Consider the following 20,352-nt stretch of genomic DNA (forward strand, 5'->3'; position numbering starts at 1 on the left):
CCTTCATACCAAAATGGCAAAAAAAAATGGGCTTCAAAGCCCATATTCTCGAAATTCAGAACAGGCCGACTTACGTTGATCGCAACATCAGTCGGTAACCACTAAAAACAGCAGAATCCTGCTGTAAGACCAAAATTATAGCCTATTTGGCAGAAAACCGATACAAATCAGAAGCTTTCGCCCGGATTTCGCGGTTTTCTTGGTCCTTTATTGAATGGCTTACGTCCCTTTGGTGCACCTCTTTTGGGCCCATTTCCAGGGCTTTGAGGGTTTCCAGTCACAAATGCGGACTGTCCATGATGAACTTTGGCGCCTTTACTACGGTTTTGGCCTTGGCCGCCGCCCTGGCCTCCACGACCACCTTGACCGCCCTGACCCGGCCTTCCGCCTTGCGTACGACCCCGGAAAGGACCGCGCCCATCACCAGATCCACCGCCACCACCAGGTTTGCCACCCCTACCTTGATGAGTCAGGCCGTTGTGACCGCTAGCAAGGGTTAAGGCGTCACGGGAGCCCCAGTAAGAAACTGAGGTTTGCATTGGATCCGGCTGGAAATCTTCACCCATCGGGCGACGATCACGACTATTAGGATTAGGGTTACGACCCTTATCTTGTGGCTGAGGCATTTTTAACCCTGCAGACTTCATCAAGTTATAGATGCCGCCAGCTTCAATCTCTTCCCATTTGCCACGACGTAAGCGTGGAGGCAACAAGAAAATGCCATAACGAGTTCTGATCAAGCGAGATACCGTATGACCAACCGCCTCAAACATGCGGCGCACTTCGCGATTACGACCTTCATTTAATGCAACGTGGTACCAACGGTTTGCGCCTTCACCACCGCCCATTGCTAGGCGTAAGAATTTAGCTTGACCATCATCAAGCGTAATGCCACTCTTTAATAGCGCTGTGTTTTCTTGGCTCAAGTCCCCCAAAATGCGAACAGCGTATTCACGCTCAACACCATAACGCGGATGCATCAAACGATTCGCCAATTCACCTGAAGTAGTAAATAACAACAGTCCTTCAGTATTAAAGTCCAAACGTCCAACTGCAATCCAGCGACCTTGACGTGGCTTTGGCAAACGATCAAATACAGTTGGGCGGCCTTCTGGATCGGATTGACTTACGATCTCGCCGGCAGGCTTGTGATACATGATCACGCGCGGCGGCTTAGTCTGAATCTTGCGATGAACTGGCTTGCCATTAATACGCACTTGATCTGTTGGTCCAATACGTTGACCAATATGAGCTGGTAATCCGTTTACAGAAACACGTCCTTGAATAATCAAGTCTTCCATATCGCGACGTGATCCCATGCCGGCGTCAGCTAATACTTTATGCAATTTAACGGTGTCTTCGTCATCCGCGTCGTCATCTAAACCATCAAGATCTGACCACACTTCATCACGCAAACTCAAAGGCAAGTCATCTACGTTTGCAAATTGCAAACTACTCATTTCTTCTTCTGTTGGTGCATCCGGATCTTCATCTTCGCGCGAACGTTGTGCGCGTTGCGCACGACGCTCTGCTCCAGTTTGATGAGAGATTTCACTCTCATTGACACCATCAGGATTTTTAACTTCTTCAACTTCCGGGGCATCTAAAGCTGCATCAAACTCACCAGATACTACTGAGGCAAACAAAGCTTCGCTCTCAGCTGGGTTAGGGGCTAATTTGGCAGATTGATTGCCGCCTTCACGCGAACCATTGCCTTCACCACCCTCGCGGCGTGGCCGGTCTTTATTAAAAGGGCGCTTTTTATTGAATGGGTATTTACTGCCACCAGCGCCTTGACGGCGCGAACGACGATCACCACGTTCTGCGCGCCCTCCACCCTCAGTCTTCTGACCATCAGCATTTGATGGTGCAGAGTCTGCATTAGATGGAGTTGCCGATGGATTTACTACCGGGGATGAATCGTTTTCGTTAGAGCTTGTCATTAATAATTATTTTGTTTCGTCTGGTTTGTCTTCAGACTCAGGGGTAACTTCTTCTGTAAGTTCTTCGGTCTCTTCAATCACTGTTTCTTCTACTGTGATTTCAGTTACTTCTAAAGCCTCTACTTCAATTGCTTGTTCTTCGCCATCAATGATGACTGTTTCTACGGTTGCAGACGGATCAAATTCCATCACTGCTTGACCTAATTGTTCTGCAGCCGCCATTGGCGCAGCGTCTTCTAAAACTGGCAGGCTTTGTAAATTGGTCAGACTGAGATCATCTAAAAATTGTTTAGTGGTTGCATATAAACCAGGGCGGCCAACTGTTTCTTTATGGCCAATCACTTCAACCCAACCGCGGTCTTCCAACTGCTTCATCACATTACTACTAACTGCTACACCGCGAATCTCTTCAATCTCACCACGAGTCACTGGCTGGCGATAAGCAATGATGGCCAAGGTCTCCATGACTGCACGTGAATACTTAGGCGGCTTCTCAGGTGTAAGGCGATCGAGGTACTCACGCATGGACAGACGGCTCTGAAAGCGCCAACCTGTTGCGATATGAACCAATTCCATACCCTTGTCGTCCCAAGCGCGTTGCAGCTCGACCAATGCTTCATCGATATCTGCCGTAGTGATGTCTTCAACAAACAGGCGAGACAAATCAGCAACGGTGAGTGGCTCCTGTGCGCACAGGAGGGCTGTTTCAATTACGCGCTTATTGTGATCGTCCATAAAAGTCGGGCTACCAGGAATCATCCTGACTAGGCTTTAAAAATGTATTTAGTAATGGGTTTTGGTGTTCTCTAGCGACTACGGACAATCCATCTCATCAGTTCTTATTGGAATATGCCCGCGCTGAAACGAAGTCCTTTTCGTTCACCTTGCACCTATTATAAGGTAGGCTCAATACAATAGCCACATGCATAAGAAATATACCAAACCCCTTTTTCTGACATCTGGAGCCCCTGCCTATATGGAGCGTCGCAAGTTCCTGAACCTTGGAATTGGTGTGGGCACCATTCTTGGGGGCGCGGGCTTGAGCTCCTGCAGTCTTATGAGCAGCAAAAAACCGGTTGTTGGCTTGGTTTTGGGAGCTGGTGCAGCCCGAGGCTTCGCTCATGTAGGTGTTATTAAAGCTTTAGAAGCCCAAGGCATTAGGCCCGATATTGTTGTTGGCAGCAGCGCTGGTAGCGTGATTGCCACCCTATTAGCCTCAGGAGCCAGCGGCAATGAACTCAATCGCTTGGCCCTCAACCTAGATGAGGCCACCATTGCTGACTGGGGACTCCCTTTTGCAGGCCGTTTTGGGGGACTCATTAAAGGGGATGCCCTGCAAAACATGGTGAACCGAGAGGTGCAAAACAAATCTATTGAACAAATGCGCATACCCCTGGGCATTGTTGCTACGGAATTACAGTCAGGCAAAGGTGTTTTATTTAGAACGGGCAACACCGGCTTAGCAGTGCGGGCCTCTTGCAGCGTACCAGGCGTTTTTCAGCCAGCAGTGATTAGCGGCAAAGAATATGTAGATGGTGGCTTAGTGGCACCGGTACCTGTTAGCTATGCAAGACAAATGGGGGCAACTTTAGTAATTGCGGTCAATATATCTTCTGAGCCGGTTCATCAAGATGCCAGCGGAACTCTTGGCGTCTTACAGCAAACCATTTCCATCATGCAGCGAAGTATCAATCAGTACGAATTAAAAAGTGCTGACATTGTGATTCAACCGCAATTAAAACAAATGGGTGGCGGGGATTTCAAATCCAGAAACGCAGCTATTCTTGCAGGCGAAGCTGCAGCACAAGAACAAATGGCGCTCATTAAGGAAAAGCTGAAAGGCTAGTATTTATAAGGCTTATCAGCCCTATTGTCTTAGAGATTGCGTGACTTACGCTTAAGATTTTTGACTTCGTTGAGAAGTTCTTGACGCTCTGAGTCATTGAGGTTGTCGCTACCATCTAAACGGCGCGCGCCATCAAAACGTTTATCCCAGTAGAGACTACCGAGATCATCGACTCTGACATTCGTACCTTTGGAAGGTGAATGAATAAACTTGTTATCGCCCACGTAAATACCAACATGAGAAAAAGTTAAACGCATGGTGTTGAAGAATACGAGGTCACCTGGCTGCAACTCTTCACGAGTAATGGGTTTGCCAACACGACTCATCTGAGTAGATTTGCGTGGCAATAAAAATCCAAGTTTGTCTTTGAAGACATAACCAACAAAACTACTGCCGTCTAATCCAGACTGTGGCAGTTCTGTATCCCAGCGATAACGCACGCCAATCACTTCCATCGCGCGGTTGATTAACTCTTCTGATTTACCTGTAACGGTATCTGCCAATCGATCAGAAACGCGGGCAATGTAAGAGCGCCCTGCTTGGAACATGCTTTCTTTAGGCACAGCTGCATCTGCGCTTGGCTCGACCACAGGGTCTGCCGCATAAGCGGATACGCAAATGAATGCACCCAGACCAAAGCCTAGGAGTTTAGAAAGCATTGTTTTTTTCAATGACATCTGTTCAGTTTAACAAAGAACCCATAATTTACCAAGTCTTCAATTTAGACCTAAGTCCTTGTTTATAAAGATAAATTTTTACTAAATAGGGGCAAATGCACTAAATTAGCCCATTTAGCAGGGATTTAGTCCTCTCCTCCAAACCTGCCTAAGTAAGCTCTGCTGCTGCAAAAAGCTCTTTGGTATAGGTTTGGCGGGGATGCTTTATGAGGGTTTCGGTATCACCGAACTCCACTACTTTGCCACCCTTGAGAACCATGACCTCGTGTGACATTGCCCTAATCACAGCCAAATCATGACTAATCATCAGATAGGCTAAGTTGTACTTTTTCTGCAGCTCGGTCAATAAGGCGAGCACCTGTTTCTGAATAGAAACATCTAACGCGGAAGTAGGCTCATCCAGAACCAAAATTTGAGGGCGCAGGATGAGCGCTCGTGCAATCGCAATACGTTGTCGCTGACCACCAGAGAATTCATGGGGATAACGTAAAAGCGCCGAACGATCCAGACCAACCTCTTTGAGCATATCGACCACACGAGTTTCTCGTTCTGCTGTCGACAGCCGTGGAAAATGCACATCCAAACCCTCTGAAACGATTTGCAATACATTCATGCGCGGTGATAGCGATCCAAATGGATCCTGGAAGATCACTTGTAAGCTCGAGCGAAGCGCCCTTCTCTCCACAGGTTTTAGTTTCTGCCAATCATTGCCAAGCACATCAACATCACCAGATACCTCTGCAGCGGAATCACCCAATAAACCCAAGACCGCCATACCTAAAGTTGTTTTGCCGGAGCCAGACTCGCCAATTACACCAATGGTTTGACCTTGCTTTAGCGAGAAGCTGACTTTTTTCAGAACTTTATGTGGCGGTGCTTTTTTAAACCAAGACGCTGACTCAGAGCTTGGGTAGGCTACTGATAGCTCTTCTGTTTTTAGCAGCACTGGAGCCAATGGCATCAGCGGTGCTAAGTCACGCACAGGCTCACTGTTTACCAAAGCGCGAGTGTATGGATCTTCGGGATGTTCAAACACTTGCTTCGTTGATCCAGACTCCATCAGATTGCCTTGGTTCAGGACAGCCACACGCTGCGCAAAGTGTTTTACTAAATTGAGGTCATGGGTAATCAATAAAATTCCCATGCCGCCATCATCTTTAGATTCCTCTTGTAGCTCTTTGAGTAGATCCAAAATCTGCAAACGCAAACTCACATCCAATGCTGTTGTAGGCTCGTCTGCAATGAGAAGGCGTGGCTTGCATGCCAAAGCCATGGCAATCATGGCGCGCTGTCGCTGACCGCCAGAGAGTTGATGTGGATAGGAATGAAAACGGCGCTCAGACTCAGGAATGCCTGTCTTGCGCAGTAAATCAACCGCCGCATCCATCGCATCTGCTTTAGAGATCAATGGCTGATAAATCTGCACTGCTTCAATAATTTGATTGCCTACGGTAAACAGTGGGTTCAAAGCCGTCATTGGCTCCTGAAACACCATGGCAATTTCGCGGCCACGAATCTCCCGAATGTCTTGAATGGACATGGAAAGTAAATCGACTTCGCCCTTCCCGTCATTTCCATTCCAGAGAATCTTTCCAGAAACTTTCGCGCCCTCTGGCTCAAGTCTCAAAGGCGCCAGCGCAGTCAGGGTCTTACCAGAACCAGACTCACCGACAAGGGCAACACGCTCACCTATACCGATTTCTAAATCAAGATGATTGACGGCAAACTTTTCGCGACGACCTGTTCCAAAAGAAATACACAGATCTTCATAGCGCAGCAAACTCATGAGCGACCTCCACTCATCAAGCCTGCTTTACGAGAATCAAATGCGTTACGTAATGCCTCGCCCATAAAGGTCAATAGCAGCAAGGTTGCTACCAAGACCACAAAGGTGGATAAGGAGATCCACCAAGCGTCGAGATTGCTCTTGCCTTGAGATAACAACTCACCCAAGCTTGGCGTACCTGGCGGCACTCCCAAGCCTAAGAAATCTAAACTCGTTAGAGAGAGGATGGCCGCACTCATGCGGAACGGTAAAAAGGTGATTACCGGCGTCAAGCTATTGGGCAAAATATGGCGCCACATGATTTGTACATTTGTTAAACCCAAGGCTCGAGCTGCACGCACATACTCCAGAGCGCGGTTGCGGAAGAATTCCGCTCTCACGTAATCTGATAAGCCCATCCAACCAAAGGCAGCCAGCAAAATGATGAGCAAGGAAACGCTGGGGTTAAAGATCGAAGCAAAAATAATGAGCAAGTACAACTCTGGCATAGCCGACCAAATCTCAATCAGTCGCTGAGAAATCAAATCAAACTTACCACCAAAGAACCCCATCAAGGATCCAGTGATGATGCCCACAGTGACACCAACAATCGTGAGCGCTAAACCAAAAAGTATCGATAGGCGAAAGCCATAGATGAGTCGCGCCAAAACATCGCGCCCGCGATCATCCGTACCGAGCCAGTTTTCCCAAGAAGGAGGCGCTGGGTTAGGCACTTTAGAGAAATAGTTGAGCGTCTCGTAGCTGTAATGAATCGGTGGGTAAATTGCCCAGTTACCGTTGCTCGTGATGTTGTGACGAATGTCTGGATCCAAGAAATCAGTCGGCGTGGCGAAGTCTCCACCAAACACGGTTTCTGGTTGGCTTTTTACGATTGGAAAATAGAAATGCCCCTCGTAACGAACTACCAAAGGCTTGTCGTTGGCAATCAACTCGGCGCACATCGATAAACCGAAGAGCACCATAAAGATCCACAGGCTGGCATAGCCCATGCGGCTATTTTTAAAACGTTGCCAACGATTCATGAACCCCCTCCCGCACCAAACTGAATGCGTGGGTCTATGTAGACATAACAAAGATCAGAAATTAACTTCGTAAATAAACCAATTAAGGTGAATAAGTAGAGAGTGCCAAATACGACTGGATAGTCACGGCGCATCACTGACTCGTACGAAAGCAAGCCAAGCCCATCTAAGGAGAACAAGGTCTCTATCAATAAGGAGCCCGTAAAGAATGCACCAATAAACGCTGCAGGGAAACCCGTTACCAGTGGCAAGAGAGCATTGCGGAAGACATGCTTCCAAAGAACTTGCTTTTCTGTAAGACCCTTTGCGCGTGCAGTCAGGACGTATTGCTTACGAATTTCTTCTAGGAATGAATTCTTGGTCAACATAGTCACTACTGCAAAGCTTCCCAGAACAGATGCAGTAATTGGCAATACCAAATGCCACAAGTAATCCATGACCTTACCAATGAGGCTCAGATCACTCCAGTTATCAGAAGTTAAACCTCTTAACGGGAAGATCTGTAAGAAACTCCCTCCACCAAAGACTACTAGCAATAGGACGCCCAACACAAATCCCGGAATCGCATAACCCACAAGGATCATGCTGCTAGTGATAGCGTCAAAGCGTGAGCCGTCTCGTACCGCTTTAGCAATACCCAAAGGAATAGAAACTAAATAGGTAATAAAGAAAGTCCATAAACCGATGCTGATTGATACCGGTAATTTTGAAACCACTAAACGCCAAACGCTTTCGTGCTGGTAATAACTTTGACCTAAATCGAATCTAGCAAAGCGACCCAACATCATGAAATAACGCTCAAGAGGTGGCTTATCAAAACCATATAAGGCCTTCACCTCTTCTAGACGCTGTGCATCAACACCTTGACGACCACGATAGGTTGCACCAGAGCCCGATGACTCTGAGCCGCCTGTGGCTGCACTACCTTTACCCTTTAACTCCAACACCATTTGCTCAACTGGACCACCTGGAACAAATTGCACTACGGCAAAGGTAAGTGTTAACACACCCAAGATTGTTGGGATCATCAAGAGCAAACGCTTGAAGATGTAGGCGCGCATTTGACCCTGCATTATTTAGACTCCTCTTTCCACCAATTTTGCATGATCCACAGTTCAGCTGAATAGTACAAAGGTGGCTCTGGGTAGCGCATCTCATGACGGAAGGCAACGCGATGGGTTGGGTTGTACCACTGAGGGACTACGTAATAACTATTCCACAAGACACGATCAAGCGCTCTAGTAGCAGTTCTCAACTGTTCACGATTTTGCGCCTTGGTAATTTCATCAATTAAGGCATCGACTACAGGTGATTGCACGCCAATCACGTTATCAGAACCTTTTTCTTTGGCAGCTTGGCTACCAAAGCGATCCCAGAGCTCGTTACCTGGGTTTTGAGAATCCTGGAATCGTACGGTGGTCATATCAAAGTCATACTCGTTCATACGCTTTTGATGCAAGGCAAAGTCGCTCGTACGAATATCGACCTGCACTCCCAACTTCTCTAAGTTGCGAACATACGCAGAAATGACTCTCAAGAAGAAACCGCCATCCTCCACGATCTCAAAACGAAACGGCTCGCCCTTTTCATTGCGCAATGCGCCATCGCGATACTGCCATCCCGCATGCATGAGAAGCTCTCTTGCTCTCTTTAGGTTCTGACGCAAACTTCCAGGCGGCTTAGTTGATGGCGCCGCAGGCATTGGATCAAAGACAGCATCTGGAACCCATTGTGGATATTTAGCTTTCAGAGGTTTAAGTAATTTCAACTCAGCTTCAGTTGGTTTGCGAGGGCCGTCAAAATTGGCACTTAAGTCGCTATTCGTAAAGTAGCTATTGATGCGACTGTATTGATCAAAAAATATCTGACGATTGAGCCACTCAAAATCTAAGGCATACCCCAAGGCTTCGCGAACACGCACATCCTTAAAGATTGGGCGGCGTACATTCATTGCAAAACCTTGCATCCCAGCACCGTTGTGATTGAGGAATGCCTTTTTCAGCAAAATACCTTTATCAAACTTTGAGCCAACATAGCCTTTGGCCCAAATCTTGGCGCGATACTCGACTAAAGCATCAAACTCCCCTGCTTTAAAGGCTTCTAACCTGACAGCATCATCGCTGTAGAGCTTGTACAGCACGCGATCAAAGTTATAAAAACCAACGCGCACGTTAAGTGGCTTACTGAGTTGGTCGGCCCAATAGTTTGGATTCTTTTTATAGACAATCGACTTGCCAGCTTTAAAAGACTCAATCAAATAAGGGCCACTTGCAATCGGCGCCTCAAAGGCAAGCTTCTCGAATGGGATCATCGACCCATCGGGCCGCTTACCCCAGTTACGTGAGAACACTGGAAAGGTACCCGCCAAGATTGGTAACTCTGCATTGTCATTTTTAAAGTCAAAGCGGATGGAGCGCTCAGACAAAACTACTGCTTCTTTAATGTCAGCAAAAGTTGTCTTGTAGCGTGGGTGGGCCTTACCACTCATTAAAGTATCAAAGCTATATTTAACGTCAGCTGCTAGTACTGGACTACCATCAGAAAACTTCGCTTCCGAACGAATATGAAACGTCACGGATTTATGATCTTTAGCCACCTGAATATCGTCAGCCAATAACCCGTAAATACTGGATACCTCATCAGCACTTCCCTCGGCCAAAGATTCAAACATCAAATCAATACCTGGGGCAGTAATGCCGCGCAACGTAAACGGATTAAATTTATCGAAGCTGGTTCTTTGCCCCGGATTGGGTAATACCAAGGTGCCACCCCGAGGGGCATTCGGATTCACGTAATCAAAATGGGCGAATCCATCGGGATATTTGGGTTTACCGTATTGCGCAATGCCCTGTCCAGCCATGGCCGTATTGAGTCCTAGCCCCACTAGCAGCGCTAGCAGCAGGAAATGGGCAATTTGGCGAATGGGTTTTAGGGTGGGCATATATGCAACAATTGTAGATAGCTAATCATATTTGAAGCAAAGGACACAACATGGGCTTTCTCTCCGGCAAAAAAATCCTCATTACCGGCCTCCTCTCAAACCGCTCTATCGCCTATGGCATTGCCAAGGCTTGCCACCGCGAAGGCGCTGAACTAGCTTTTACCTACGTGGGTGAACGCTTTAAGGACCGCATCGTTGATTTTGCAAAAGAATTCAATACCGACCTGATTTTTGACTGTGATGTGGGCAGCGATGAGCAAATTAGCGCACTTTTCAAGGATTTGGCTAAATCCTGGCCTCAATTTGACGGCTTCGTTCATGCTATTGGCTTTGCACCGCGCGAAGCAATTGCCGGTGATTTCTTAGATGGCCTCTCTCGTGAGGGCTTCAAGATTGCCCATGACATTTCAGCATATAGCTTCCCAGCAATGGCAAAAGAGGCTTTACCAATGTTGCGCGATAAATCCTCTTTACTCACCCTGACTTATTTGGGTTCGATGAAGAATGTTCCAAACTACAACACCATGGGTTTAGCCAAAGCTTCTCTTGAAGCTTCCGTGCGTTACCTCGCTGGCTCAGTTGGCCCTAAAGGCATTCGTGCTAACGGAATTTCTGCTGGCCCAATTAAAACTTTGGCAGCGTCTGGCATCAAAGGCTTTAGCAAGATTTTGGAAGCAGTTGAACAAACTGCACCACTGCGTCGCAATGTCACCATTGATGATGTGGGCAACACTGCAGCATTCTTGTTATCTGATTTGGCAAATGGTATTACTGCTGAAATCATTTATGTTGATAACGGCTTTAGCCAAGTAGTTGGCGGAATGGACGAAGTTTGAGTGTTCCACTACGCGAGGCCCTGAAGTTTTGGGCCAAGCTGGGCTTCATTAGTTTTGGTGGGCCGGCAGGACAAATCGCCGTTCTACATCAAGAGTTAGTTGAAAAGCGTCGCTGGATTTCTGAGCGGCGCTTTTTACATGCGCTGAACTACTGCATGCTCCTTCCCGGGCCTGAGGCTCAACAGCTGGTGACCTATATAGGTTGGCTGATGCACCGCAGCTGGGGCGGCATTCTGGCAGGAACACTCTTTGTGTTGCCCTCTTTATTCATATTGATTGGCCTATCGTGGGTTTACCTCACATTCGGACAAGTACCTTGGATTGCAGCGATCTTTTTTGGCATCAAGCCAGCAGTCACTGCAATCGTATTACACGCTGCAGTACGTATTGGTAAACGCACCATTCATAACCAAGTATTGCAATGGATTGCTTTGGGTTCTTTCTTGGCTATCTTTATTCTCAATCTCGCCTTTCCGATCATCGTGGCGATTGCTGCTGCTATTGGCTATTGGGGTGGCAAAAAATATCCAGAATATTTTCAACAAAAAAATACCCATAGCAGTAAAGAAACTAGCGGATATGGTAGCGCGCTTATTGATGATCACACTCCCACTCCGGAGCATGCGCAATTTCATTATCAAAAAATGATTCGCCACTCTTTGATTGCTCTGGGTTGTTGGTTGCTATCTATAGGCGCTCTAGTCTTACTCTTCGGCTGGAAGACCCTATATCCTCAGATAGCCTGGTTCTTTACTAAAGCCGCCTTTCTGACGTTTGGTGGTGCATATGCAGTTCTTCCTTACGTATATCAAGGCGCCGTTGATCACTTCCATTGGCTCAGCGCTAACCAAATGATTGATGGCCTGGCGCTTGGCGAAACCACCCCAGGACCGTTGATTATGGTGGTTGCTTTTGTTGGCTACCTTGCGGGACATATTCAACACTTGATAGGTGCTAGCAATCCTTTTTGGTTTGGCGTGCTGGGTGCATGCGTTGCTACTTGGTTTACTTTCTTGCCCTCCTTCTTTTTTATCTTGGTTGGTGGACCACTCATTGAGTCAACTCACGGCAAACTGGGCTTTACAGCGCCACTGACCGCCATCACTGCAGCCGTAGTTGGTGTTATTGCCAATCTGGGTCTCTTTTTTGCCTATCACGTCTTTTTACCGAGAGGCTTTAGCGGCTCGATTTCTTGGATCTCGATCTTGATCTGCGCCCTGGCTGGATTAGCCTTATTTAAATTTCAAAAGGGTGTTCTCACAGTATTGGGTGGTTCTGCCTTAGCTGGATTACTCTTTCATTACATCTCCATCTTGATGGGGTGAATTTTTCTCCAAGATTGGCATAATGGAAGTTATGCGAATCGAACCTCAAACCATCACTCATCTGCAAGAATGGCTCGGTAAAACGGAGTCATTTCAAGACACAGTTACATCAGCGCCAGTGCGCGCCCTCTCAGCCACCTTGGATCGCGAAGATCCCGCGCCCAGCAAGGGTACTTTTTTGCCGGAGTTGTGGCACTGGCTGTACTTTCTACCTCATGCCCGCGAATCTGAAATAGGCCCTGATGGTCATCCAAAACGTGGCGGTTTTTTACCTCCCGTTCCATTGCCACGTCGCATGTGGGCAGGTAGTCGTATTGAATGGCTAAAACCATTAGCTGTTGGCGATGAAATTGAACGGGTTTCCACAATTGAATCTGTCACTCATAAAGCAGGTCGCACTGGTGATTTGATTTTCGTTTTAGTCAATCACAAGATCTCCAATCAAAATGGCTTAGCAATCATAGAAGAACATGACATCGTGTATCGCGATGCTCCTGGACCAGACGACAAGCCCGTGGCCCCTACTTCCGCACCAACTGATGCCAAATGGAGCAAAACAATTACGCCAGATGATGTATTGCTGTTTCGCTATTCAGCACTAACATTTAACGGTCATCGCATTCACTACGATCGTAAATACGTTACGGAGGTTGAAGGCTATCCTGGCTTAATTGTGCATGGACCGTTGATTGCAACCTTATTAGTTGATCTGGTACGCCAAAGCATTCCAGGCTGCAAGCTGAAGAGTTTTGAGTTCCGCGCTATTCGCCCGACTTTTGACATCAATATTTTTAAAGTGAATGCCAAGCCAGATTTGGAAAAAGATCCCAGCGGAAAAACGATTTCGATTTGGGCGCAAGATCATGAAGGTTGGCTCACGATGCAAGCCACTGCCGTACTAGCTTAATCAAACACTATTTATTTATGACTACTCAACACCTCTCTCGTGAGCTCGCCAGCTTTGCAGCAAATCTCAAGGCTGCAGACATCCCTAACGATGTCATGAACCGTGCCGAAGATTTATTGGTAGATTGGTTTGGTTCTGCTATCGCCGGCAAAGGCTCACGCCCGGTTGAGCTTATTACCCAATTTGCGCAGAACATGGGTGGGTTTGATGCGGCACACGCTGGCCCATCTGAGATTCTGGTTTCACGCAAAACCTCCAGCCCCTTTTTGGCGGCAATGGCAAATGCGGCAGCATCCCATGTTGCAGAACAAGATGATGTGCACAATGGTTCAGTCTTTCATCCGGCGACAGTAGTCTTTCCTCCTGCACTGGCTTGCGCACAAGCGCTGGGCTCCTCTGGAGAAGAATTATTGGTTGCTGCAGTAGCGGGCTATGAAGTAGGTATCCGTGTTGGCGAATTTCTAGGTCGCTCTCATTACAAAGTGTTTCACACTACTGGCACCGCTGGCACTCTAGCGGCGGCTGCAGCAGTTGGAAGACTTCTGAAATTGTCTCCAGAGCAAATGCTCAACGCCTTTGGTTCAGCGGGCACACAGTCAGCTGGTCTTTGGGAATTTCTGCGCGATGCGGCCGACTCAAAGCAACTCCATACTGCACATGCCGCATCTACCGGCTTGATGTCTGCTTATATTGCACAAGCTGGTTTTACAGGTGCGCAGCATATTCTGGAAGGCAAGCAAGGTCTTGCAGCTGGCATGTCTAGCGATAGCGATCCAAGTAAGCTCGTAGATCGTTTGGGTAGTCGCTGGGCTTTAGCAGAAACCAGTTTTAAGTACTACGCCTCATGCCGCCATACTCACCCTGCTGCAGATGCTTTATTGCAAGTGATGTTGGCCAGTAAGTTAGCCCCTAGCGATATCGCCAAGGTCGAGACTTTAGTTCATCAGGGCGCTATTGATGTTTTAGGACCAGTCACTGATCCGGCTACCGTGCATCAATCGAAGTTTTCTATGGGCACAGTCTTGGCTTTAGTTGCTCACTATCAATTTGCCGGCCTTCAAGAGTTCGACAAGCACTTTCATGATGATGAGATTTGCGCATTCCGCGAGCGCGTTACGATGATCCTGGATCCCGAAGTAGATGGAGCCTATCCACAACGCTGGATCGGCAAAGTCAAAGTGCATTTAAAAAGCGGGCAAGTCTTGGACGGTCGTGTAGACGAGCCTAAGGGCGATCCTGGCAACACCCTATCTCGCGCAGAAATTACCGACAAGGCAATGCGTCTAGCTGCCTTCAGCGGTGGCGCCAACCCAGCCGAGATGAATAAAGCAATTGATCTCTTGTGGAATATCCGCAAACAAGCCAAGATAGGCTTTCTACTTCCTTCGAATTAAGCACATAACTCTTTTATGAATCCACTTGATACGCCACTAGGCTATAGCACCAACTTTCTTTTTGTCCCGGGCACTCGCCCTGAGCGTTTTGTAAAAGCCCTTGATAGTGGTGCCAGTGGCGTTGTATTAGATCTTGAAGATGCTGTTGCCGAGGAAGATAAAGTCAGCGCGCGCGATGCCATTCGCGCTGCTTGGCCTAACTTTAGCGCTGAGCAAAAGAAACGCTTAGTCATTCGCACGAACTCACCAGGTAGTAAGTTTTATGCGGCCGATCTCATTCTTGCGCAAGAACTGCAAGTGGCATGTCTACTCATTCCTAAAAGCGAATCGCTCGATCAAATTAATGGCGCCGCTTTGATATTGCCCAACACCGCCATTATTCCGATGATTGAGACTGCAGTCGGCTTGGATCAGCTGAAGGAAATTGCTAACTCCAATCAGGTGATTCGTCTCGCCTTGGGCAACTTAGATTTGCAGGCTGACCTTGGCATGGTTTGCGATCGTCAAGAAACTGAGCTACAAACCGCTCGCTATCAAATAGTTTTGGCCTCTCGCCTTGCGCAGATTGCCCCTCCTATTGATGGGGTTACACCCTCTACCGATGATGTTGAGCGTATTGCAGAAGATGCGGAACGTGCAAAACGCATGGGTTTTGGCGGAAAACTGTGCATTCATCCTAAGCAAGTGGGTATTGTTATTGCCGCCTTTACACCCACAGAGGAAGAGCTGGCATGGGCCCAGCGAGTGATTGATGCAGATAAAGCCTCTAAAGGTGGCGCAGTGAAATTAGATGGCCGGATGATTGATAGGCCAGTAGTGTTATTGGCTCAAAGAACCTTGGCAATTACTGGTAAACACTAGGGTTATTCAAGACAAAAAAGTTTTAAAACTGGCAAAATCGATCTACATAACAACAACATGGAGATCAAATTGAAAGTGAAGAAATTTTTATTTTCAGGAATTGCAGCAGCATTAACGGCTGGCGCATTTCTAAGCACTAGCGCTCTAGCGCAAAAAGACTGGCCTACTAAATCAATCAATCTGATTGTTCCATTTGCAGCTGGTGGCCCAACCGACTCTGTGGCACGTTTGATTGCAGTTCCAATGGGTCAAGCACTTGGCCAAACAGTTGTTGTTGAGAACGTACCAGGCGCGGGCGGCACAATCGCTTCCACCAAAGTTGCGCGTGCAGCTCCAGACGGCTACACCATCTACTTGCATCACATGGGTATGGCAACAGCAAATGCCCTGTATGACAAGCTCCCATATGATCCGATGACCAACTTTGAATACATTGGTCAAGTTGCAGACGTCCCCATGGTTCTTTTGGGTAAAAAAGATTTGCCAGCAAATAACTTTAAAGAGCTTGAGGCTTACATCAGAGCCAACGGTTCTAAAGTTACGATGGCCAACGCTGGTCCAGGCGCTGTTTCACAGTTATGCGGATTGTTGTTTCAAAGCCGCATGGGCGTGAAGTTAACCAACATTCCTTACAAAGGAACTGGCCCTGCACTTACCGATTTACTGGGCGGTCAAGTAGATCTTCTTTGCGACCAAACAACACAAACCATTCCTTACATTAAAGATGGTCGCGTTAAAGCCTACGGCACAACTACCTTGAAGCGTTTGCCTGCCATTCCTAATGTTCCTACTTTGGACGAGCAAGGCCTCAAAGGCTTTGAAGTAAAAGTTTGGCATGGCATGTACACACCAAAAGGCGTTCCTAAGCCAATCTTGGATAAGTTGAATGCTGCCCTGAAAAAAGCACTCAATACTCCTGATGTGCAAAAACGTCTGGCAGATGCCAATATCGATATTGTCTCTCCAGACAAGATGACTCCTAACGGCCTCAAGACACATCTTGATGCGGAAATTAATAAATGGGGTCCAATTATCCGTAAAGCGAATATTCCAGACTAAGCATTAATCGCTTCAAACAAAAAAGCCAGCGCAATGCTGGCTTTTTTGTTTCTTACTATTGAGCTGACCTAGCGGTGAGTAAATTCTTCTTCACTTAACCCGGTCTAAACAAGTATCCAGACCGGGCCTTATCGCGACGCCTTCTATAAATCACTCCAACGAAGGAAATCAAAGCCCAAATCGCCAGGAAAGGATCGAGCAAATAATCCCAAAGATTGCTGGATTCATGCCACTGAGCCGCCCAAGCAATAATGGCAATCGCAATGATCCAAGCGCCCTTCGTCCAATTGGCTAATGCACAAACTACTGCGAATACCAGAACCGCTATTAAGAATGTAATAGATCCATATCCCCAGGCATAGGGATCAATCATTCCAAATCCTAGAGCAAATGGATAAAAGCAGAACGCCAAGATGGCAACGGCAAATTTAAACGCGATAGGCGTCGGCTGGCTTGAAGGCAACAAGGAGCTCCACAGCAATAGAGTCAAGACAATACTGAGATCTCCAGTTACTCCACGCACATAAGCTACCAAGGGTAATTCCATGCCCAAGCCTAGCGGCCAGAACAATACATTTCCGATTAACAGGACCAAGAAAAGCTTTACGGCGAACGGAAAAGGATTGGTGGCGAATTTTTGCAGCACCCAAATACAAATAACCGAGGACGTAATAGATAGCTCTATCAAAGGCAAGATTTGCATTAATGAATTCATTGTTGGGCCTCCGAACGCTGCACTTCCAATTCTTGTGTCTGCACCTTATTTAAAGCTTGTTTTAGCCAAGCACCCGAAAAATAACGATGTCGAATTTTTTTACGATCCCAGGTATACGCTAAATGGGCATCATCACCATCAACAGTAATCATGTACGGATAGGAAAATTCTTTACGCTGCGCATCAGGCAAAGCTTCGTCATCCTCCAATACCTCAACGGTTTGCCATTGACCCGACTTGGTACTGCTCATCATTAAAACCAATCGATGGCGACCGTACTCAATGTTATTTAAAGCCAAGATGCGAGCACCGTTCTTCAGCGTTACACCTGCCACTGCGGAATTAGGATTAGCAATTGCCAAGTCCTCAGACTGTTGCCAGTTTTGGCCTGCATTTTGCGTACTACCAACTGGAATTTGCTTTGGCAATCCAGAGCTGCGCGTTTGTCGAAAATACGCGCTAGCATCTTGAGCGTCGTTCACAAACATCAGAGGCTGAATTGCACTACGGCCAGAACTCATGCGACGCTTATCGATTACGCGCCCGGCGTCTACCCTCAAAAACTCACCGAAGCGCCCTACCCACTCATGATAGGCAGGCAAGCCCAGTGAGCCATCAGTGAATGAGACGCTCGGAGATTTCACAAGGGTGCTTAAGTTCAATAACGGAGAAGCGATCAGTCGCTGTGGATGACTCCACGTCAATCCTTCATCATCTGAAGTAATCGCAGAGATTGAACTTCCCGCCCAACCACCAATAGAAACAGTCACGAAAAATAGCTGCAGCCTTCCATCGGGCAATCTACTTGGTACAGGGTTGCCTAACTTAGCGATATAGCGTAACAAACCTTTTTCGGCGCTAACTCGATCCATCACAACAGTAGGCGCACTCCAGTTAGCAGAATGCGAACCGTATACCGAGCTATAGATCGAGACATCCGCTGCGCCCTCGCGAGTACCTGCAAACCAAAATGCCCGAACCGCACCATCTTTTAATACAATCAACGAGGCTGCATGAACCGATGGAGCTCCAGTATCGGGCAACCAATTTGCTTGTGATGCTGGTGCAATAGCCTTGGACGGGGGCTTGGTCTTGGGTGTTGTAGTTACAGTCTCATCTTCCACTTCCTCCGTTTGAGGAAAAGCGGGCACTACAAATGGCGCCCAAACAGGACGACTATCGATATGTAGAAAGCCCAATACAGCAGCAAGCAATAAAAAACAAAGTGCAAAAATACGACTCATCTACAAACATCCTTCAGGTTTGATAAATCTGGCATAGCAGCTGGAGTGGCAATTAAATACTCATTTACAAATAAGTGTTTGCCAATTTGTCCTGCTAACATCTCCGCAATTTCTTCATTAGAGTGGCGCGCCCGCATCTCCATTCTTTGCCCAACAATCTGACAAGATTCACATAAGGTAGGCGCAACACCAAGAGGCGAATGCACCGCTACCAGAGGATAGCTAGCAGTCAGTCCGTTGATATCAGCAGCGTCTTTGGCTAAGTAGCCGTGCAACTTGCTGCCTGGCAAAAGTAGACGATATTCCTCGTCTTTAGCGCGGTAGTCGCAAGGAACCCAAACATCCTTACCTTGTGTCTGGGCAATAGTCTCAATGGAATAGCGCCCCAGACGCCCCTCTAATGGAGCAAGACTACTCGTTAAAGCACAATAGACCAGGAAGCAAGCTGCTAATGCCAGCACCTTGGTTTGGCTACGTCTAAACAAGCCGACCAAGACCACTAACAAACTCACAGACATCAAGATCCAGTGACAATTAGAATAAGTCCACTGACTAGAATCACCCATAAAATGGGAAAACTGCAAATTGCCGCCAATCCATATCAATAGTGATACCACCAGCAACTGCAGTAGCAAGGCAATTCGGAATCCCCATAAAGGTAACTTATCCCAATACAAAGCAATCAATGCAGCAAATGCTGGCATCACTGGGAGAAGGTAGCGGCCTGAGCGCTGACTAGGCAAACTAAACACAATCAAGAATGCTGCGATCAATAGCAATAACAACACTTCTTCTAGAGTCAGAAAACGGCGTGTACGCCAGCATTGCATCAATGTAGAAATTAGTACAAAGCTAAATAAGCCACCATTAGCAATTGTGGTCAGTAACAGCAACCAAATACTGTCACCACCACGAAGTAAATCCATCAGGTAGCTAGATTGGCGCGCAGCAAACTTGCCAGCATTCTCGCCAAGGACAAATTCCCTCCAAACCGCCTCAGGATATGGGTCCATGGCAAACCATAAGGCAAATACGCCCAAGGCAAGGACGGCAATGAGGATTAACTTATAGAGATCCCGTATTAATACTTGCGGAATACTCCACTGCCGCCAGCGCCAGTAGTAAAGAGCCAAGGCAAAAGAAGCTGGCACGATATATGCAAAGGATTTTGCAAATAAAGCAAAACCAAAACATATTCCCGCCATCAAAGGGAAAAAGAATTTGGATTCGAATGCACTCTTACCCCAATATAAGATTGCAAAAAATGGTAACGAAATCCAGAAGACCTCAGGGGGGTCTGCCAAGAATGGACGACCATAGCGATACGTCGCAAAAAAAGATAGCCAGACTAATGCAGCTAATAATCCCGTTTGTGTTTTGCCACTAAACCGACGCACCGCTAAAAACAAGAAGAAAGCAGTTAAGCCGGTATATAAAACGCTTGGCCAGCGCAAATTAGCCAAAGTCCAATCGGATGCCCAATAGGTGCTAGCAATACCCTGCCAAAAAATAAGCGGGGGCTTCGTGTTTTTTATGCCATCCATCTCGGACTGCAAAGGCAGCCACTGCCCCGCATCTGCCGTCATGCGCACAATATGCATGTAGGGATACTCATCGCCATTTTTAGGGGCAAAACGACTATCTAAGCCGTAAAGATAGGTAAATACACCTAAAAGCAGGATTAATACGGCAGAACGGTAAGAAAATGAGGCACGCATAGCTATAGTTTATAGGGCTTGCAGGAAAGCCCTATAAAACTGTTAATGCCTGTATTTTTGAATGAGCTTATGAAAAAT

Annotated in this window: 17 protein-coding genes; 7 read left to right on the forward strand and 10 right to left on the reverse strand. The window is 47.1% G+C overall.

Annotated elements, in window-relative coordinates; all coding sequences use genetic code 11:
• Positions 1–167: 167 nt before the first annotated feature.
• On the reverse strand, positions 168–1,943 hold the full coding sequence (locus JaK3_RS08330) for a pseudouridine synthase (RefSeq protein WP_068323367.1): 1,776 nt from the start codon (positions 1,941–1,943) through the stop codon (positions 168–170).
• 6 nt (positions 1,944–1,949) lie between these two features.
• Entirely contained in the window at positions 1,950–2,678 is a 729-nt protein-coding gene (gene scpB / locus JaK3_RS08335) for an SMC-Scp complex subunit ScpB (protein WP_082786417.1), read from the reverse strand.
• A gap of 241 nt (positions 2,679–2,919) precedes the next feature.
• On the opposite strand from scpB, the gene JaK3_RS08340 reads away from it, so the two are divergent.
• Complete coding sequence (locus JaK3_RS08340; protein WP_068323373.1) at positions 2,920–3,789, forward strand: patatin-like phospholipase family protein; 870 nt, start codon at positions 2,920–2,922, stop codon at positions 3,787–3,789.
• Positions 3,790–3,818: 29 nt separating this feature from the next.
• On the opposite strand, the gene JaK3_RS08345 is transcribed toward JaK3_RS08340, so the two are convergent.
• The 5 genes from JaK3_RS08345 to JaK3_RS08365 all read right to left on the reverse strand — a co-directional run bounded on the left by JaK3_RS08345 (position 3,819) and on the right by JaK3_RS08365 (position 10,215).
• Positions 3,819–4,466, reverse strand: a complete 648-nt coding sequence (locus JaK3_RS08345) for a C40 family peptidase (protein ID WP_068323376.1) — start codon at positions 4,464–4,466, stop codon at positions 3,819–3,821.
• 148 nt (positions 4,467–4,614) lie between these two features.
• Positions 4,615–6,252, reverse strand: a complete 1,638-nt coding sequence (locus JaK3_RS08350) for an ABC transporter ATP-binding protein (protein ID WP_068323386.1) — start codon at positions 6,250–6,252, stop codon at positions 4,615–4,617.
• Positions 6,249–7,274: an ABC transporter permease gene (locus tag JaK3_RS08355; RefSeq protein ID WP_068323391.1), complete on the reverse strand. Its 1,026-nt coding sequence runs from the start codon at positions 7,272–7,274 to the stop codon at positions 6,249–6,251. Before JaK3_RS08355 ends, JaK3_RS08350 begins: the two co-directional genes overlap by 4 nt.
• Complete coding sequence (locus JaK3_RS08360) at positions 7,271–8,335, reverse strand: microcin C ABC transporter permease YejB (RefSeq protein WP_205627523.1); 1,065 nt, start codon at positions 8,333–8,335, stop codon at positions 7,271–7,273. The genes JaK3_RS08355 and JaK3_RS08360 overlap by 4 nt, the downstream gene beginning before the upstream one ends.
• A gap of 11 nt (positions 8,336–8,346) precedes the next feature.
• Positions 8,347–10,215: an extracellular solute-binding protein gene (locus JaK3_RS08365; protein ID WP_068323397.1), complete on the reverse strand. Its 1,869-nt coding sequence runs from the start codon at positions 10,213–10,215 to the stop codon at positions 8,347–8,349.
• Positions 10,216–10,265: 50 nt separating this feature from the next.
• Here JaK3_RS08365 and fabI point away from each other — a divergent pair, with 50 nt between their 5' ends.
• Genes fabI through JaK3_RS08395 form a run of 6 tightly spaced genes read left to right on the forward strand, consistent with a single transcriptional unit; the run spans position 10,266 to position 16,597 of the window.
• Entirely contained in the window at positions 10,266–11,051 is a 786-nt protein-coding gene (gene fabI, locus JaK3_RS08370) for an enoyl-ACP reductase FabI (protein WP_068323402.1), read from the forward strand.
• Complete coding sequence (gene chrA / locus JaK3_RS08375; protein ID WP_068323404.1) at positions 11,048–12,376, forward strand: chromate efflux transporter; 1,329 nt, start codon at positions 11,048–11,050, stop codon at positions 12,374–12,376. The genes fabI and chrA overlap by 4 nt, the downstream gene beginning before the upstream one ends.
• A 22-nt stretch (positions 12,377–12,398) precedes the next feature.
• Positions 12,399–13,283 (forward strand): HTD2 family dehydratase, encoded by an 885-nt coding sequence (locus tag JaK3_RS08380; RefSeq protein WP_068323407.1) that lies wholly within the window; start codon positions 12,399–12,401, stop codon positions 13,281–13,283.
• Between the two features lie 17 nt (positions 13,284–13,300).
• A complete protein-coding gene (locus tag JaK3_RS08385) occupies positions 13,301–14,677 on the forward strand; it encodes an MmgE/PrpD family protein (RefSeq protein WP_068323410.1) in 1,377 nt (458 codons plus the stop codon).
• A gap of 15 nt (positions 14,678–14,692) precedes the next feature.
• Positions 14,693–15,538: an HpcH/HpaI aldolase/citrate lyase family protein gene (locus tag JaK3_RS08390; RefSeq protein WP_068323413.1), complete on the forward strand. Its 846-nt coding sequence runs from the start codon at positions 14,693–14,695 to the stop codon at positions 15,536–15,538.
• Between the two features lie 57 nt (positions 15,539–15,595).
• Entirely contained in the window at positions 15,596–16,597 is a 1,002-nt protein-coding gene (locus tag JaK3_RS08395; protein WP_068323420.1) for a tripartite tricarboxylate transporter substrate-binding protein, read from the forward strand.
• Between the two features lie 94 nt (positions 16,598–16,691).
• Here the strand turns inward: JaK3_RS08395 and JaK3_RS08400 are convergent, their stop codons facing one another.
• The 3 genes from JaK3_RS08400 to JaK3_RS08410 are packed head-to-tail and all read right to left on the reverse strand — an operon-like array spanning position 16,692 to position 20,274.
• A complete protein-coding gene (locus JaK3_RS08400; RefSeq protein ID WP_068323422.1) occupies positions 16,692–17,312 on the reverse strand; it encodes a hypothetical protein in 621 nt (206 codons plus the stop codon).
• Complete coding sequence (locus tag JaK3_RS08405) at positions 17,309–18,556, reverse strand: sialidase family protein (protein WP_068323425.1); 1,248 nt, start codon at positions 18,554–18,556, stop codon at positions 17,309–17,311. Before JaK3_RS08405 ends, JaK3_RS08400 begins: the two co-directional genes overlap by 4 nt.
• The gene (locus JaK3_RS08410; RefSeq protein ID WP_068323427.1) at positions 18,553–20,274 is read right to left on the reverse strand and encodes an ArnT family glycosyltransferase; all 1,722 of its coding nucleotides are present in this window, start codon (positions 20,272–20,274) and stop codon (positions 18,553–18,555) included. Before JaK3_RS08410 ends, JaK3_RS08405 begins: the two co-directional genes overlap by 4 nt.
• Positions 20,275–20,352 lie beyond the last annotated feature (78 nt).

This window comes from Polynucleobacter yangtzensis (assembly GCF_001595965.1).
Taxonomy (GTDB): Bacteria; Pseudomonadota; Gammaproteobacteria; order Burkholderiales; family Burkholderiaceae; genus Polynucleobacter; species Polynucleobacter yangtzensis.